This is a genomic window from Variovorax sp. GW823-FHT04B03 (assembly GCF_058796495.1).
Genome location: NZ_JBXAIT010000007.1, coordinates 454,811 through 469,286, shown reverse-complemented (window position 1 = coordinate 469,286; position 14,476 = coordinate 454,811). Strand labels below are relative to the sequence as shown.

Here is a 14,476-nt window from a genome sequence, read left to right as displayed (position 1 = left end):
CTCCTTGCGTGTGCGCATGCACACGCAAGGAGCGCGCCTTGATTGGCCCGCCGCGGCAGACCTTCGCGACGCCAGAAATAGTGTGAACAGGCCCTAGGTCAGTCGCCCGCCGGCCGGCCGCGCCAGAGCTTGCGGTAGACCGTGGCGCGGCTGATGCCCAGCGTGCGCGCCGCCTCGGCCACGTTGCCGCGCGCGTCGGTCACCGCCTTGCGGATCAGGGCGGCTTCCACGTCGCGCAGGCGGGGGCGGCCATCGGTGGCGTCGCCGGGCATGCCCGGCACGCCGCCGTGCTCGCTGCCGCCGCGCTGGGCCCGCACCTGCACCCGCAGGCCCGACCACAGCGGCACCTCGAGCATGGCGTCGCCGCGCCGGGCGGCGTCGAACATCATGTGCAGCGGCAGCGCGAACAGGTCGTTGAAATGCAGGCCGCCGGCATGGCAGACCAGCGGCTGGTGCAGCATCTGCCGCGCCGCCGCGTTGGCGCCGGTGACGTGGCCCGCGGCGTCGATGCACAGCAGGCCTTCGGTGGTCTCGCTGCTCGGGCAGCCGGGCCAGAGCAGGCGCAGCAGCAGCTCGCAGGGTTCGCGCTGCACCAGCAGGTTCTCGATGCTGCGCGCCGACAGCGTGGCCAGGTGGCGCAACTCGGGCCGCTCGACCACCTGCACGCCCGTGAGGTCGAGCATGCCGATGCAGTCGCCCCGGGGCCCGAAGAGCGGGGCGCCGGCGCAGCTGTACACACTGGTGTCGTCAAAGAAGTGTTCACCCCGGTGCAGCCACACCGATTCCTGCTCGGCCAGCGCCGTGCCGATGGCGCTGGTGCCGATGGCGCTTTCGGACAGGTCGACGCCGATGCGCCCGATGTCGCGTGCATAGCGGGCGGCGGGGTCGGTGCCGTCGGGCAAGGTGCCCACGTCGACCACGATGCCGCGGGCGTCGGTCAGGATGGCGAAATAGCGGGTGTCGGCGATGGCGCGCGAGAGCCGTTCGATCACCGGACGCGCCGCCGTGACCAGGGCCCGGTTGCATTCCGTGACCTCGCGGCTGGCGGTGCGGCTCACGGGCTCGAAGCTCACGCGCTGCTGGGGCCGGCGGCCGGCCTCCAGGCAGCGCTGCCAGGAGCGCGTGATGCCCGGGTCGACCCGCACGCTGCCGCGCGGACGGGGGCCGTCGCCGTCGATCAGCTCGCGGCGCGCCTGCGCAATGGCCAGCGAGCGCTCAGCAGGAGGGGGGACGGCGGAAGCGGACATCATCGTGAAAGTTCTTCTTCGCGCGGGGAGGGCTGCTTTTGCGGGCCGGCCGGTTGGCAAGCTGTTTCATTTTGAGAATTTCCCGCGCTCTGTGCAAGTGTCAAGGGTTTTTGCCTAGGATAGTGCGAAAGGGCGGCATCCAAGATGCCTCGCTGAACCAGCCATCACCTTTCACGGAGACAGCCACATGCAGGTCGCTTTCAAGGTCAACGGCCGGCCGGTCACGGTCGACGCCCCACCCAACACCTTCCTTGTGCACGCGATCCGCGAGCACCTCCACCTCACCGGAACCCACGTCGGCTGCGACACCGCCCAGTGCGGCGCCTGCACGGTCCACCTGAACGGCCGCGCAGTCAAGTCGTGCAACATCCTGGTCGCGCAGGCGGCCGGCGCCGACGTCACCACCATCGAGGGCGTGGCCGCCGCCGACGGCACCATGCACCCCATGCAGGCGGCCTTCAAGGAATGCCACGGCCTGCAGTGCGGTTTCTGCACCCCGGGCATGGTCATGAGCGCCATCGACCTGTGCACCCACCACCCCAAATCGAGCGAATCGGAGATCCGCGAGCTGCTCGAGGGCAACCTGTGCCGGTGCACGGGCTACCAGAACATCGTCAAGGCCGTGAAGATGGGCGGCGAGGCCATGGCATCGGGCAATCCGGTGCCGACCCCGCAAACCACGGTCACGGCCTGAGGAGAGCGACATGGGCGCTTCCGATTTCTCCAACCTGCCGCACATCGGCGAGGCATTGCGGCGCAAGGAAGACTACCGCTTCCTGACCGGCGCGGGCAACTACACCGACGACATCACGCTGGCCAACCAGAGCCACGCGGTCTTCGTGCGCTCGCCGCACGCGCATGCCGTCATCAAGTCCATCGACATCGCCGAAGCCTCGAAGATGCCCGGCGTGGTCGGCATCTTCAGCGGCAAGGACATCGAAGGAAAGATGGGCGGGCTGCCCTGCGGCTGGCTCATCAACAACCCCGACGGCACCCCGATGAAGGAGCCGATGCACCCGATCCTGGCGATCAACAAGGTGCGCTACGTGGGCGACCACGTGGCCATGGTGGTGGCCGAGACGGTCGAGCAGGCCAAGAACGCGGCCGAGGCCGTGGTGGTCGACTACGACGTGCTGCCCGCGCTGGTGAGCGTGGCCGACGCCGCCAGGAAGGCCAGCGGTGTCACCCTGCACGACGAAGCGCCTGACAACCAGTGCTACAAGTGGGCGCTGGGCGACAAGGCGGCGGTCGATGCGGTGTTTGCCACCGCCGCGCACGTCACCCAGCTCGACCTGGTCAACAACCGGCTCGTGCCCAACCCGATCGAGCCGCGCGTGGCCATCGGCAGCTACGCCCGCGGCACCGACGACTACACGCTCTACGTGTCGAACCAGAACCCGCACGTCGAGCGCCTGCTGATGACGGCCTTCGTGCTGGGCCTGCCCGAGCACAAGGTGCGCGTGATCGCGCCCGACGTGGGCGGCGGCTTCGGCTCCAAGATCTTCCTGTACGCCGAAGACGTGTGCCTCACCTGGGCCGCCAAGCAGCTCAACCGCAACATCAAGTGGACGGCGGAACGCTCGGAGTGCTTCCTGTCCGATGCGCACGGCCGCGACCACGTGAGCCACGCCGAGATGGCGATGGACAAGGACGGCAAGTTCCTGGCCATGCGGGTGCACACCGACGCCAACCTGGGCGCCTACCTGTCGACCTTCTCGACGGCAGTGCCGACCATCCTGTACGCCACGCTGCTGGCGGGCCAGTACACCACGCCGCAGATCTACGTCGAGGTCGATGCCTGGTTCACCAACACCTCGCCGGTCGATGCGTACCGCGGGGCCGGGCGGCCCGAGGCCACCTACCTGCTGGAGCGCCTGGTGTCGCGCTGCGCCTGGGAAATGAACTTGGGCCAGGACGAGATCCGCAAGCGCAACTTCATCACCAGCTTCCCGTACCAGACGCCCGTGGCGCTGCAGTACGACACCGGCGACTTCCATGCCTGCATGGACAAGGCGCGGGTGCTGGCCGAGGTCGACGGCTACGCCGCGCGCAAGGCGGCGACCGAAGCCAAGGGCAAGCTGCGCGGCATGGGCTATTCGAGCTACATCGAGGCCTGCGGCATCGCGCCGTCGAACATCGCGGGGGCGCTCGGCGCGCGCGCGGGCCTGTTCGAATGCGGCGAGATCCGCGTGCACCCGACCGGCAGCGTGACGGTGTTCACCGGCTCGCACAGCCACGGGCAAGGCCATGAAACCACCTTCGCGCAGGTCGTGGCCGCGCGCCTGGGCATTCCGGTCGAGAACGTCGACGTGGTGCACGGCGACACCGGCCGCGTGCCCTTCGGCATGGGCACCTACGGCTCGCGCTCCATCTCGGTGGGCGGCGCGGCCATCATGAAGGCGCTCGACAAGATCGAGACCAAGGCCAAGAAGATCGCCGCGCACCTGATGGAGGCGAGCGACGCCGACATCGAGTTCGCCAACGGCGAGTTCACGGTCAAGGGCACCGACAAGAAGATCCCGTTCGGCCAGGTGGCGCTCACGGCCTACGTGCCGCACAACTACCCGCTCGACAAGCTCGAGCCCGGCCTGAACGAAACCGCCTTCTACGACCCGACCAACTTCACGTTCCCGGGCGGCACCTACATCTGCGAGGTCGAGATCGACAAAGAGACCGGCGAAGTGAAGGTCGACCGCTTCACCGCGGTGGACGACTTCGGCACCATCATCAACCCGATGATCGTCGAGGGCCAGGTGCACGGCGGGCTGGTGCAGGGCATCGGCCAGGCACTGCTCGAGAACTGCGTGTACGACAACGAAACCGGCCAGCTGCTCACCGGCAGCTTCATGGACTACGCCATGCCGCGCGCCGGCGACTTCCCGCAGTTCAAGCTCGACACCGTCTGCACCCCCTGCACCCACAACCCGCTGGGCACCAAGGGCTGCGGCGAGGCGGGTGCCATCGGGTCGCCGCCGGCGGTCATCAACGCCGTGCTCGACGCGCTGGCGCCGCTGGGCGTCAAGGATTTCGACATGCCCGCTTCGTCCAGCCGCGTCTGGGAAGCGATGCAAGCCGCCGCCAAGCCCTGAACGACACAAGAAAGAACAGAGAAGGAATCACCCCATGTATGCCTTCACACTCGAACGGCCCGCCAGCGTGGCGGACGCGGCCCGGCTCATCGCCGCGGGCGGCAAGCCACTGGCCGGCGGACAGACCCTGCTGGCCTCGATGAAGCTGCGGCTCTCGGCGCCCGAGCAGCTCGTCGACCTCGGCGGCATCAAGGAACTCACCGGCATCAAGAAGGACGGCGGCGCGATCACCCTCGGCGCCATGTCGCGCCACCTCGACGTGGCGAACAATGCCGACGTGAAGGCCGCGTACCCCGCGCTGGCCGACCTCGCGTCGCGCATCGGCGACCGGCAGGTGCGCGCGATGGGCACCGTCGGCGGCTCGGTGGCCAACAACGACCCGGCGGCGTGCTACCCGAGCGCGGTGCTGGCCTCGGGCGCGACCATCGTCACCTCGAAGCGCGAGATTGCGGCCGACGACTTCTTCCAGGGCCTGTTCACCACGGCACTTGAAGAAGACGAACTGATCGTCGCCATCCGCTTCCCGATTCCGAAGCGCGCGGTGTACGAGAAGCTGCGCCAGAAGGCCTCGAACTTCCCGCTGGTCGGCATCTTCCTGGCGCAGTACGACAGCGGCGTGCGCGTGGCCGTCACCGGCGCGGGCAACGGCGTGTTCCGCCATGCCGGGCTCGAGGATGCGCTCAACAAGAGCTTCACCGCCGCGGCCGCCGCGGCCGTGAAGATCGACGCGAGCGACCTCAACAGCGACCTGCATGCCTCGGCCGCCTACCGCGCGAACCTGATCAGCGTGCTGACGCAGCGCGCCGTGACCAAAGCACTCGGCTGAAGCAGCCAGGCGCCGTCGCCCACCGGAAGGCGCGACGCCCTCGCGTCTTCCGCTACGCTTGCCCATGATCTTCCCGACCATCGACGCCCTTTCCGACGGCTTGCGGCAGGCCGGCTACTTTGCCGACCGCCGCCTGGCCACTGCAGTGTTCCTCGCGCTCAAGCTGCAGCGCCCGCTGCTGCTCGAAGGCGAGCCCGGCGTCGGCAAGACCGAGCTGGCCAAGGCGCTGTCGACGGCCCTGAACCGCGAGTTGCTGCGCCTGCAGTGCTACGACGGCATGGAGCAGCGCGAGGCGCTCTATGAATGGAACTACGCCGCGCAGCTGCTGCACATGCGCGCGGCCGAAGCCACCGGGGCGGCACGCGACGTGGAGGCCGAGGTCTACCAGCCGCACTACCTGATCCGCCGCCCGCTGCTGCAGGCGCTGCAGACGCCAGCCCCCGGCTCGGTGCTGCTGATCGACGAGGTCGACCGCGCCGACGAGCCCTTCGAAGCCTTCCTGCTCGAGTACCTGGGCGAGTACCAGGTCAGCATTCCCGAGCTGGGCACCGTGCGCGCCGTGGTGCCGCCGGTCACCTTGCTCACCAGCAACCGCACGCGCGAACTCAACGACGCCGTGAAGCGGCGCTGCCTCTACCACTGGCTCGACTACCCCGAGCGCGAGCGCGAACTCGCCATCGTGCGGGCGCAGGTGCCGCAGGCCGGCGAGGCGCTGTCGGCGCAGGTGGCGGCCTTTGTCGCGCGGCTGCGTTCGGCGCCGTTCGTCAACGCCTTCCAGCGCGCGCCCGGCATCGCCGAAAGCGTGGAGTGGGCGAGGGCGCTCATCGCGCTCGACACCGTCGAACTCGACCCCGAAGTGGTCGTCGACACCGCAGGCATCCTTTTCAAGCAGCGCGACGACGTGGCGGCGCTGACGCACGAGCTGGCCTCCGACCTGCTGAGGCCCGAGGAACCGCTCGCGAGCTGAGCGCGGCCGAGGCACCTACATGGCCGGCATCCAGCAACTCGGCGACGTCCGCAGCGGCAAGCTGGCGGGCAACATCGCCGCCTTCGGCCGCGCATTGCGCCGCGCCGGCGTGCGCACCGACGCCATGCGCATCGCACTCGCGACCGAGGCGGTCACCCTGGTCGGTGTCGAAGACAAGCTCGACCTGGGCGCCGCCATGGAAGCCGTGATGGTCAGCCGCGAGCAGGACCGGCTGGTGTTCCGTGAACTCTTCGACGCGTGGTTCCGCGATCCCGAGCTGGCCAACAAGCTGCTCGCCCAGATGCTGCCCAGCGCCGAGGGCAAGGCCGAGCCCTCCAAGCGCCGCCCGCGTGTGCGCGAGGCGCTGAGCCCGCCGCGCGACGCCCTGAAGCCTGTGGCGCCGACCAAGCCCGACGAAGAGATCAAGTTCGACGCCGCCATGACGGCCAGCGACCGCCAGCGGCTGCAGCATGCCGACTTCAACGCGCTCGGCGCGGCCGAGTACCGGCTGGTCGAGCGGCTGGCGCGCGACATCCGCTTGCCGGTGCCCGAACTGCCTGCGCGCCGCCTGCGCCCGGCGGGCGACGCCGGCCGTGCGCACGCGCGTATGCACTGGCCCGGCGTGCTGCACGAGGCGGCACGCACCGGCGGCGAGATCCTGCGCCTGCCCCGGCTGGCGCGGCGCGAGCAGCCCTTGCCGCTGCTGGTGCTGGTCGATGTGTCGGGCTCGATGGAGCGCTACGCGCGCCTGCTGCTGGCCTTTCTGCATGCCGCCACGCGGCGGGCCGGCCGGCGCGACGTGTTCGCCTTCGGCACGCGGCTGACCGACCTCACGCCCGCCTTCCGGCTGGCCGACACCGACGCCATGTTGGGGGCCGCCAGCCTGGCCATCGACGACTTCGCGGGCGGCACGCGGCTGGGCGGCTCGCTGGCCGAGCTGCGCCAGTCGCACGCGCGCCGGCTCATCGGCCGCCGCACGCTGGTGCTGGTGATCAGCGACGGCCTCGACACGGGCGAGCCCGCCTTGCTCGAGGCCGAGCTGCAGTGGCTGAAGCGCCATTCGCGCCGGTTGCTGTGGCTCAACCCGCTGCTGCGCTTCGAGGGCTACGCCCCTCTGGCGCGTGGGGCCGCCGTGCTGCACCGCCATGCGGACGCGATGCTGGCGGTCCACAATCTGAATGCACTCGAACAGCTGGCCGCCAGCCTGGCCGCGCTGATGCGCGCCAGTCGCTAGGACCGGACTCAGGAAGGAACAAAGGAAACCCACCATGGAAATGCTCGGAAACCGCCGCCTCGGCGTCACCCAACAACAGGCCTGGGACGCGCTCAACGATCCCGAGACGCTCAAGAAGTGCATCCCCGGCTGCGACAAGTTCGAGCTCACGGGCGACAACACCTACAGCGTGGCGCTGGCCGTGAAGATCGGCCCGGTGTCCGCCAAGTTCAGCGGCAAGGTGATGCTGTCGGACATCGTCGCGCCCGACGGCTACAAGCTCACTTTCGAGGGGCAGGGCGGCGTGGCGGGGTTTGCGAAGGGCTCGTCGAGCGTGTCGCTCAAGCCGGTGGCCGTGGCCGATAGCGCACCCACCGCAGAGGGCGCACCTGCTGCCGAAGCAGCCCCCGTGGCGGTGGCACCCGTCGGCTGCGAACTCGACTACACCGTGCAGGCCCAGGTCGGCGGCAAGATCGCCCAGCTCGGCCAGCGCCTGATCGACGGCGCTGCCAAGTCCACCGCCGACGATTTCTTCAAGCGCTTCGAGGCCGAGATGCAAAGCCGCTACGGCCCGCCGCCCGCACCGCCCGCGGAAGCGGCGGCCGAGGCGCCCGCCGAGAAGGCCGGCGTGATGTCGGGCCTCATGAAGAAGATGGGCTTCGGCAAGAAGGACGGCGAAGACGCCGCCACCCCGGGCGACGCCGCCTGACGCACAAGGTCCTGCCATGGAAAACCTCGACGTCATGGTGCTGCGCACGCTGCGCGACTGGCGGCGTGCCGGCAAGCGCGCGCTGCTGACCACCGTGGTGCGCACCTGGGGCTCGTCGCCGCGGCCCGTGGGCTCGATCATGGCGCTGGCCGAGGACGGCGCCGTGGTCGGCTCGGTCTCGGGCGGCTGCATCGAGGACGACCTGATCGCGCGCTACAGCCATGCCCACGGCAAGGGCGAAGACGTGCCGCTGGGCGCGCCGCCCGCGCTCGTCAAGTACGGCATCACGGCCGACGAGGCGCACCGCTTCGGGCTGCCCTGCGGCGGCACGCTCGAGCTGCTGCTCGAATACGCGCCCGACGCCGACGCGCTCGACACGCTGGTCGCCGAACTCGAACGCGGCAAGCTCATGCGCCGCACGGTGACGCTGGCCACCGGCGCGGTGCGGCTGGCCGAGGCGACCGCGCCCGACGAGCTCACGGTGAACGACACCGAGCTCACCAACACCTTCGGCCCCGAGTACCGCATGCTGCTGATCGGCGCCGGCCAGCTCGCCGAGTACCTGGCGACGATGGCCAAGTTCAGCGGCTTCGCCGTGACCCTGTGCGACCCGCGCGCCGAGTACCGCACCGCGTGGACGCTGTCCGGCGTGACGATCACCACCGAGATGCCCGACGACGCCGTGCTGGCCTTCAAGCCCGACCGCCGCAGCTGCGTGGTCGCACTCACGCACGACCCCAAGCTGGACGACCTCGCGCTGCTCGAAGCGCTGCAGAGCGAGGCCTTCTACGTGGGCGCCATCGGCTCGCGCCGCAATGCCGATGCGCGGCGCGACCGCATGATCGAGCACTTCGACCAGACGGCCGAGTCGCTTGCGCGCCTGCGCGGGCCCATCGGCATCTTCATCGGCAGCAAGACGCCGCCCGAGATCGCGGTGAGCGTGATGGCGGAAATCCTGGCCGTGAAGAACGCGGTGACCTTGCCGCGCGAAGTGGAAGTGGCGCGCGCCAAGGAAATCCAGCAGCTGCAACCCAGCTGAGCTGAACCGACCTGCTGCGCGGGGTTCAGTCCACGCCCAGCAGGTCGTAGATGCGGCGCACGTACTCGCCGAACTCGGGGCTGGTCTTCACGTGCAGCTTGCGCGGCTCGGGCAGCTCGATGCGAAAGAAGTCGGCCATGCGCGCCGGCCCGGCCGTGAGCACGGCGCAATGCGAGCCCAGGAACACCGCCTCCTGGATGCTGTGCGTGACCACGATGAAGGTCTTGCGGCTGCGCTCCCAGATGCGCAGCATCTCCAGGTTCATCTTCTCGCGCGTGAGCGCATCGAGTGCGCCGAAGGGCTCGTCCATGAGCACCAGCTTCGGGTCGTGGATGAGCGCGCGTGCGATGGCCGCGCGCTGCTGCATGCCGCCCGAGAGTTCGTAAGGCAGCTTGTCGGCGAAGCCGGTGAGACCGACCATGTCGAGCAGTTCGTGCGCGCGTGCCTTGGCGGCCTTGCGGTCCAGCCCGAGGATGTCGGCGGGCAGCAGCACGTTCTCGAGAATGGTGCGCCACTTCAGCAGCAGCGGCTGCTGGAACACCATGCCGACGTCGCGGCCCGGGTTGAAACCCGTGCCACCGGGGCCGCCGATCTCGAGCGTGCCGCCGTCGTGGCCGTGCAGGCCCGAGAGAATTTTCAGCAGCGTCGACTTGCCGCAGCCCGAGGGGCCGACCAGCGAGATCATGTCGCCCGCATGCACGTCCATCGTGACGTCGGAGACGGCGAGGAATTCTTCGTTGCGCTTGCGGTAGACCTTGCGCAGCTGCCGCATGCGAATCAGCGGCGCCGACTCCTGCGGTTGCAGCACGGCGCTCATGCGAGCCACCGCGCCAGGTTGTCGCGCACGAAGGCGTCGTCGGCCAGGTCGCCGTGCTGGCGGTAGACGCGGTCGATTTCCGCCGACTGGCCCTTGCCCAAGCCTTCTTCGGGGTCGAGGCACCAGATGCCTTCGAGCAGGCCCTGGCGCCGCAGCACCTCGTGGCAGCCCGCGATGCAGCCGTGGAAGTTGTTCGCCACGTCGAAGAAGGCGGCGTTGCAGTCGGTCACGCGCGAATCGAGCGCGAGCAGGGCAGGGCTCAGCGCACCGCCGCTGGTGGCCAGCTCGGCCTTGATCTGCTGCAGTTGGTGCACCGCGCTCGACGTCCACACTGACCAGTGGCCCAGCAGGCCGCCGCGAAAGCGCACCTGCACGGGCGCGCCGTCGCGCATCGCGGCAAAGGGCAGCGCGAGGTCGAGCACGATGTGGTCGTCGTTGCCGGTGTAGAGGAACACGCGCTCTTCGGCGCGCGCATCGACCAGCCCGCGCACCACGTCGATGCTGCGGTAGCGGTTGAAGGGCGCGACCTTGATCGCCAGCGCGTTGGGAATGAGCGCGAAGCGGCGCCAGAAGTCGCTCGACAGGATTGGGCCGCCGACCACGGTCTGCAGGTAGAAACCGATCAGCGGGATTTCTTGCGCCACCGCCTCGCAGTGGGCGATGAGCGCGTCTTCCGACGAGCCGGCCAGCGCCGCCAGGCTCAGCAGCCCCGCGTGATAGCCCAGAGAAACGGCGGTGCGCGCCTCGGCCTGCGCCTGAGCGGTCGGGCCGCACAGGCCCGCGATCATCGCCATCGGGCGGTCGTTCCAGGCCAGGCGGTCCTGCATCGCAGCTTCGAGCACGGTGGCGTACAGGCCACGCTCGCGGATCGCGAACTGCGTGGTGTGCACGCCCACCGCGAGGCCGCCCACGCCGGCATCGACGTAGTAGCGCGTGAGCGCGCGCTGGCGCTGGCGGTCGAACTGGCGATCGGCGTCGAGCGCGAGCGGGTGCGCCGGGATGACGGTGCCTTGCGACAGCAGCGCAAGCACGTCGGCGGGAAGGTCGGAGCGGTTCAGTGGCATGGGCGAAGGTCCTCAGGCGAACTCGGGGCCGGCGATGGCGTGGATGAAGGCGGGGTGTCCGGTGGGCGGCTGCGCGCCCTCGCGCGTGGCCAGTGCCATGCGCGCGAAGCTGCGTTGGGGTGTGAAGCCGGCGGCGCGCAATGCGGCGGTCATGGCCTTGCGGTCGTCGGGCACGTCGACATAGATGCGGCCGTCGATGCCGCGTGCGGCCTGCGTCAGCAGCGCGGCGGCGACGGCTTCGTCCGACGACAGCAGCGGCCCGATGTGGTGTGCAGTACGGCCCGCGCGCACGAGACCGAAGCCCAGGCCGTTGCGCACGCAGCGGCTGTCCTCGCGCCCGAGCAGGTCGGCGAGCACTGTGGGGCGTGCGAAGCCCAGCGCCTGTGCGTCGAGTGCGGCCAGGTTGTCGAGCGCCGGCTTGTCCGTGGCGAGCGATGCAGTGGCGGGCGTGGCTTCGCGCTGCCAGCGCGTGAGCCGCCACAGCGGCGTGAAGCCGAAGCTCGCATAGAGCGGCTCGCCCTGCGGCGTGGCGTCGAGCATCGCGACGAGGCCAGCGGCTTTCACTTGCTCAAGGCAGCGCGCGAACACCGCGCGACCCAGGCCTTGCCCCCGCGCGGCAGGCATCACGAGGATCATGCTGATCCAGGCCACGCCTCCCATCGGCAGCACCGCGCCGCTCGCGACGAGCTGGCCCTCGCCGTCGCGCACGCCATGCACCGTGCCGAGCCGCTCGAACAGCCGCCAGTCGTGCGCGGTCTGGTTCCAGCCGCTCGCGGCGACCAGCGCGTCGAGCATAGGGGCGATGCCGGGCGTGATCGACGACAGGGCTTCGACGGCGGGCATGGTCATGGGCTCAGTACTTGCCGTCGCGCGATTCGAATTTGGTCGGCTTGCCGTATTGGCGTTGCTCGCGCGAGATCCAGTCAGCCACCCAACGGATCTGCTGCGCCAGCGGTACGCGCGGGTAACCGAAGAGGCGCTCGGCTTCGCCGGTGTTCATCAGCCACGCGGTCGGGGCCTCTTGCCCGCTGATCGTCACGGGCTTGCCGAACTGGCGCGCGAACTCTTCGGCGAGCCAGCGGATCGACGTGGTCTCGGGGCCACTCACGTTGAGCGGCGAGGTCGGCACGGTGGCCGCCACCAGGCAGCGCAGCGCCTGCGCGTTCGCGTCGCCCTGCCAGATCACGTTGACGTGGCCCATGGTCACGTCGACCGGCTCGCCGCGCCACACCTTGAGCGCCACGTCGGCCAGCACGCCGTAGCGCAGGTCGATGGCGTAGCTCAGGCGGAACAGGCGCCCCGGCGTGCCGTGGCGCTGCGAGAAGTACTCGAACATGCGCTCGCGGCCCACGCACGAGTTGGCGTACTCGCCGGGCGGATTGGGCGCGTCGCTCTCGCTCGCACCCTGGCTGGTCACGGGCACGAAGGGGTACACGCAGGCGGTCGAGAAGGCGACGATGCGCGAGGCGTGGAAGTGCTCGGCCACCAGCGCCGGCACGTGCGCGTTCATGGCCCAGGTCAGCGGGTTGTCTGCGTCGGCGCCGAACTTGCGCCCGGCCATGAAGACCACGTTGGCGCACGGCGGCAGCGCGGCGATGGCGGCGCGGTCGAGCAGGTCGCAGGCGATGGTCTCGATGCCGTGTGCTTCGAGCGCTTCGCGCACGCCGGCTTCGCTGAAGCGGGCGACGGCGATCACGCGGCGCCCGGGCATCGCGTTCTTCGCGAGGCGGGCTAGCGTGGGGCCCATCTTGCCGCCCACGCCGAGGATCATCAGGTCGCCATCGAGGCGGGCCATGTCGCGCACGAGGTCGCGCGAGGGCGTGGCCAGGTAGTCTTCAAGCGCGGCTTCGCTCTCGAAGCGCTCGGGAAAGGGCAGGTCGTCGAGGACAGGCGTGGAGGTCATTGGATTCTTGCGTCCTGGGTGATGAAGAGGCGCTCCAGCAGGAGCACCAGCAGATAGAGCAGCACGCCCAGGCCCGTGATGAGCAGCACGGCCATGAAGACCGCGGGCGTGTCCAGCGAGGCCTGGACCTGGATCATCAGATAGCCCAGGCCGCGTTCCGAGGCGATGAACTCGCCCACCACCGCGCCCGCCACGGCGAGGATGGTGGCGACCTTCATGCCCGAGAACACGTACGGCAGCGAGCCCGGCAGCTGGATGTAGCGAAACAGCTGCCAGCGCGAGCCCTTGAGCGCGCGCACGAGGTCGAGCAGCTCGGGCTCGGTCTCGTTCAGGCCGCGGATGGTGGTCAGCAGGATCGGGAAGAAGCACAAGCTGAAGGTGATGAGGATGTTCGGCCCGATGCCGTAGCTGAACCACACGATCACCAGCGGCCCCATCGCCACCTTGGGGATCATGTTGAGCGTGACCAGCAGCGGGAACACCAGCAGCATCAGCCGCTTGCTGGTGATGAAGAGCAGCGCGCAAAGAATGCCGAGCACCAGCCCCAGCGCGTACCCGCCGAACACTTCGAGCGCGGTGACGCCGGTGTTCTTGAGCCAGCTGTAGTTCGGGTTGGCCAGCGTGGCCAGCACCTTCGAGGGCGCCGGCAGGATGAAGGGCTGGATCGCGAAGACCCGCACCGCCAGCTCCCACAGCGCGATGCCCGCCAGATGCACCGCGACCACGAGGGCCCAGCGCTGCCATTCGGGGCGCTCGCCCGACAAGGGCGCAGGAGCGGGGGGCGCCAGAGCGCCATCAGGTGCCGTCATCTCAATTCCTGGGTCTAGGAAGCAATGCGGCGAATCATAGGAGTCGCCACGACCCGAGTCAACCAACTAGTTGATAATTTTTATGCGCCGGCCTTGTCGGGGCGCAAGGCGTTGAGCGCGAACTCGATCACGTGCCGGCGCCGCTGCAGCAGCGCGCCGCGCGCATCGAGCGGCTTGCCGAAGATGGCCGACAGCGTGTGGTTGTTGGAGAAGAAGAAGTACGAGATGCCGGCGATCGAGATGTAGAGGTTGATCGCGTCGAAGTCGGGCCGGAACACGCCGGCCGCCACGCCGCGCTTGAGCGTGGCTTCGAGCATCTCGATGAAGGGCGAGTGCATCTTCTGCAGCCGCTCCGACTCGCGCAGGTGCGCGCCGTGGTTGCGGTTCTCGTCGGCCAGCAGCGCGATGAACTCGGGGTGCTCGGCCAGGTAGTCGAACGAGAAGGCCACCAGCTGTTTCATGGCCTCCAGCGGTTCAAGCGCGTCGAGCGTGAGCTTCTGTTCCTTCTCGCGGATCTCGGCATAGACCGACTCGAGCGCCACCAGGTACAGCCCCTGCTTGCTGTCGAAGTAGTGGTACACGAGCTGCTTGTTGACGCCGGCGTTGGCGGCGATCTCGTCGACGCGCGCGCCTGCGAAGCCCTTGGTGGCGAACTCGGCCACCGCGGCAGAGATGAGTGCCTGCTTGGCGGCGACGGGGTCGCGCTCGCGTTTCGTGGAAACGGTGCTGCGGGCGGTGCGGGTAGGGCTGGTGGCGGTCATGGTGTTTTTGATTCTCCCGGCAGGGGCAACGC

At 69.4% G+C, this 14,476-nt stretch carries 14 protein-coding genes; 7 read left to right on the top strand and 7 right to left on the bottom strand.

The features are described from left to right. Positions 1–98: 98 nt before the first annotated feature. Positions 99–1,247 (bottom strand): helix-turn-helix domain-containing protein, encoded by a 1,149-nt coding sequence (locus AC1RAD_RS28980; RefSeq protein ID WP_492738561.1) that lies wholly within the window; start codon positions 1,245–1,247, stop codon positions 99–101. A gap of 187 nt (positions 1,248–1,434) precedes the next feature. Between AC1RAD_RS28980 and AC1RAD_RS28975 the strand changes: the two genes are divergently transcribed. From AC1RAD_RS28975 to AC1RAD_RS28945, 7 genes are all read left to right on the top strand, one after another. Continuing rightward, on the top strand, positions 1,435–1,941 hold the full coding sequence (locus AC1RAD_RS28975) for a (2Fe-2S)-binding protein (RefSeq protein WP_492738550.1): 507 nt from the start codon (positions 1,435–1,437) through the stop codon (positions 1,939–1,941). Positions 1,942–1,951: 10 nt separating this feature from the next. Next, positions 1,952–4,336 carry a xanthine dehydrogenase family protein molybdopterin-binding subunit gene (locus AC1RAD_RS28970; RefSeq protein ID WP_492738549.1) on the top strand — a complete coding sequence of 795 codons (2,385 nt, stop codon included), beginning with the start codon at positions 1,952–1,954 and terminating at the stop codon, positions 4,334–4,336. 34 nt (positions 4,337–4,370) lie between these two features. Continuing rightward, entirely contained in the window at positions 4,371–5,162 is a 792-nt protein-coding gene (locus tag AC1RAD_RS28965) for an FAD binding domain-containing protein (protein ID WP_159274620.1), read from the top strand. A gap of 64 nt (positions 5,163–5,226) precedes the next feature. Continuing rightward, complete coding sequence (locus tag AC1RAD_RS28960; protein ID WP_095744327.1) at positions 5,227–6,129, top strand: AAA family ATPase; 903 nt, start codon at positions 5,227–5,229, stop codon at positions 6,127–6,129. A 19-nt stretch (positions 6,130–6,148) separates the two neighbouring features. After that, on the top strand, positions 6,149–7,363 hold the full coding sequence (locus tag AC1RAD_RS28955; protein ID WP_492738548.1) for a vWA domain-containing protein: 1,215 nt from the start codon (positions 6,149–6,151) through the stop codon (positions 7,361–7,363). A gap of 34 nt (positions 7,364–7,397) precedes the next feature. After that, entirely contained in the window at positions 7,398–8,051 is a 654-nt protein-coding gene (locus AC1RAD_RS28950) for an SRPBCC family protein (protein ID WP_492738547.1), read from the top strand. A 16-nt stretch (positions 8,052–8,067) separates the two neighbouring features. Beyond that, positions 8,068–9,090, top strand: coding sequence for an XdhC family protein (locus tag AC1RAD_RS28945; protein WP_062468715.1), 1,023 nt, complete (start codon positions 8,068–8,070; stop codon positions 9,088–9,090). A 25-nt stretch (positions 9,091–9,115) separates the two neighbouring features. Here AC1RAD_RS28945 and AC1RAD_RS28940 read toward each other — a convergent pair whose 3' ends face one another. The 6 genes from AC1RAD_RS28940 to AC1RAD_RS28915 all read right to left on the bottom strand — a co-directional run bounded on the left by AC1RAD_RS28940 (position 9,116) and on the right by AC1RAD_RS28915 (position 14,444). Next, entirely contained in the window at positions 9,116–9,907 is a 792-nt protein-coding gene (locus tag AC1RAD_RS28940) for an ABC transporter ATP-binding protein (RefSeq protein WP_492738546.1), read from the bottom strand. Next, the gene (locus tag AC1RAD_RS28935) at positions 9,904–10,971 is read right to left on the bottom strand and encodes a dihydrodipicolinate synthase family protein (RefSeq protein WP_492738544.1); all 1,068 of its coding nucleotides are present in this window, start codon (positions 10,969–10,971) and stop codon (positions 9,904–9,906) included. Before AC1RAD_RS28935 ends, AC1RAD_RS28940 begins: the two co-directional genes overlap by 4 nt. Positions 10,972–10,983: 12 nt before the next feature. Beyond that, the gene (locus AC1RAD_RS28930) at positions 10,984–11,820 is read right to left on the bottom strand and encodes a GNAT family N-acetyltransferase (RefSeq protein WP_492738543.1); all 837 of its coding nucleotides are present in this window, start codon (positions 11,818–11,820) and stop codon (positions 10,984–10,986) included. A 4-nt stretch (positions 11,821–11,824) separates the two neighbouring features. Beyond that, entirely contained in the window at positions 11,825–12,874 is a 1,050-nt protein-coding gene (locus AC1RAD_RS28925) for an NAD-dependent epimerase/dehydratase family protein (protein WP_492738542.1), read from the bottom strand. Next, positions 12,871–13,683, bottom strand: a complete 813-nt coding sequence (locus AC1RAD_RS28920; RefSeq protein ID WP_447742336.1) for an ABC transporter permease — start codon at positions 13,681–13,683, stop codon at positions 12,871–12,873. Before AC1RAD_RS28920 ends, AC1RAD_RS28925 begins: the two co-directional genes overlap by 4 nt. A gap of 80 nt (positions 13,684–13,763) precedes the next feature. Beyond that, on the bottom strand, positions 13,764–14,444 hold the full coding sequence (locus tag AC1RAD_RS28915) for a TetR family transcriptional regulator (protein ID WP_492738540.1): 681 nt from the start codon (positions 14,442–14,444) through the stop codon (positions 13,764–13,766). Positions 14,445–14,476: the final 32 nt, after the last annotated feature.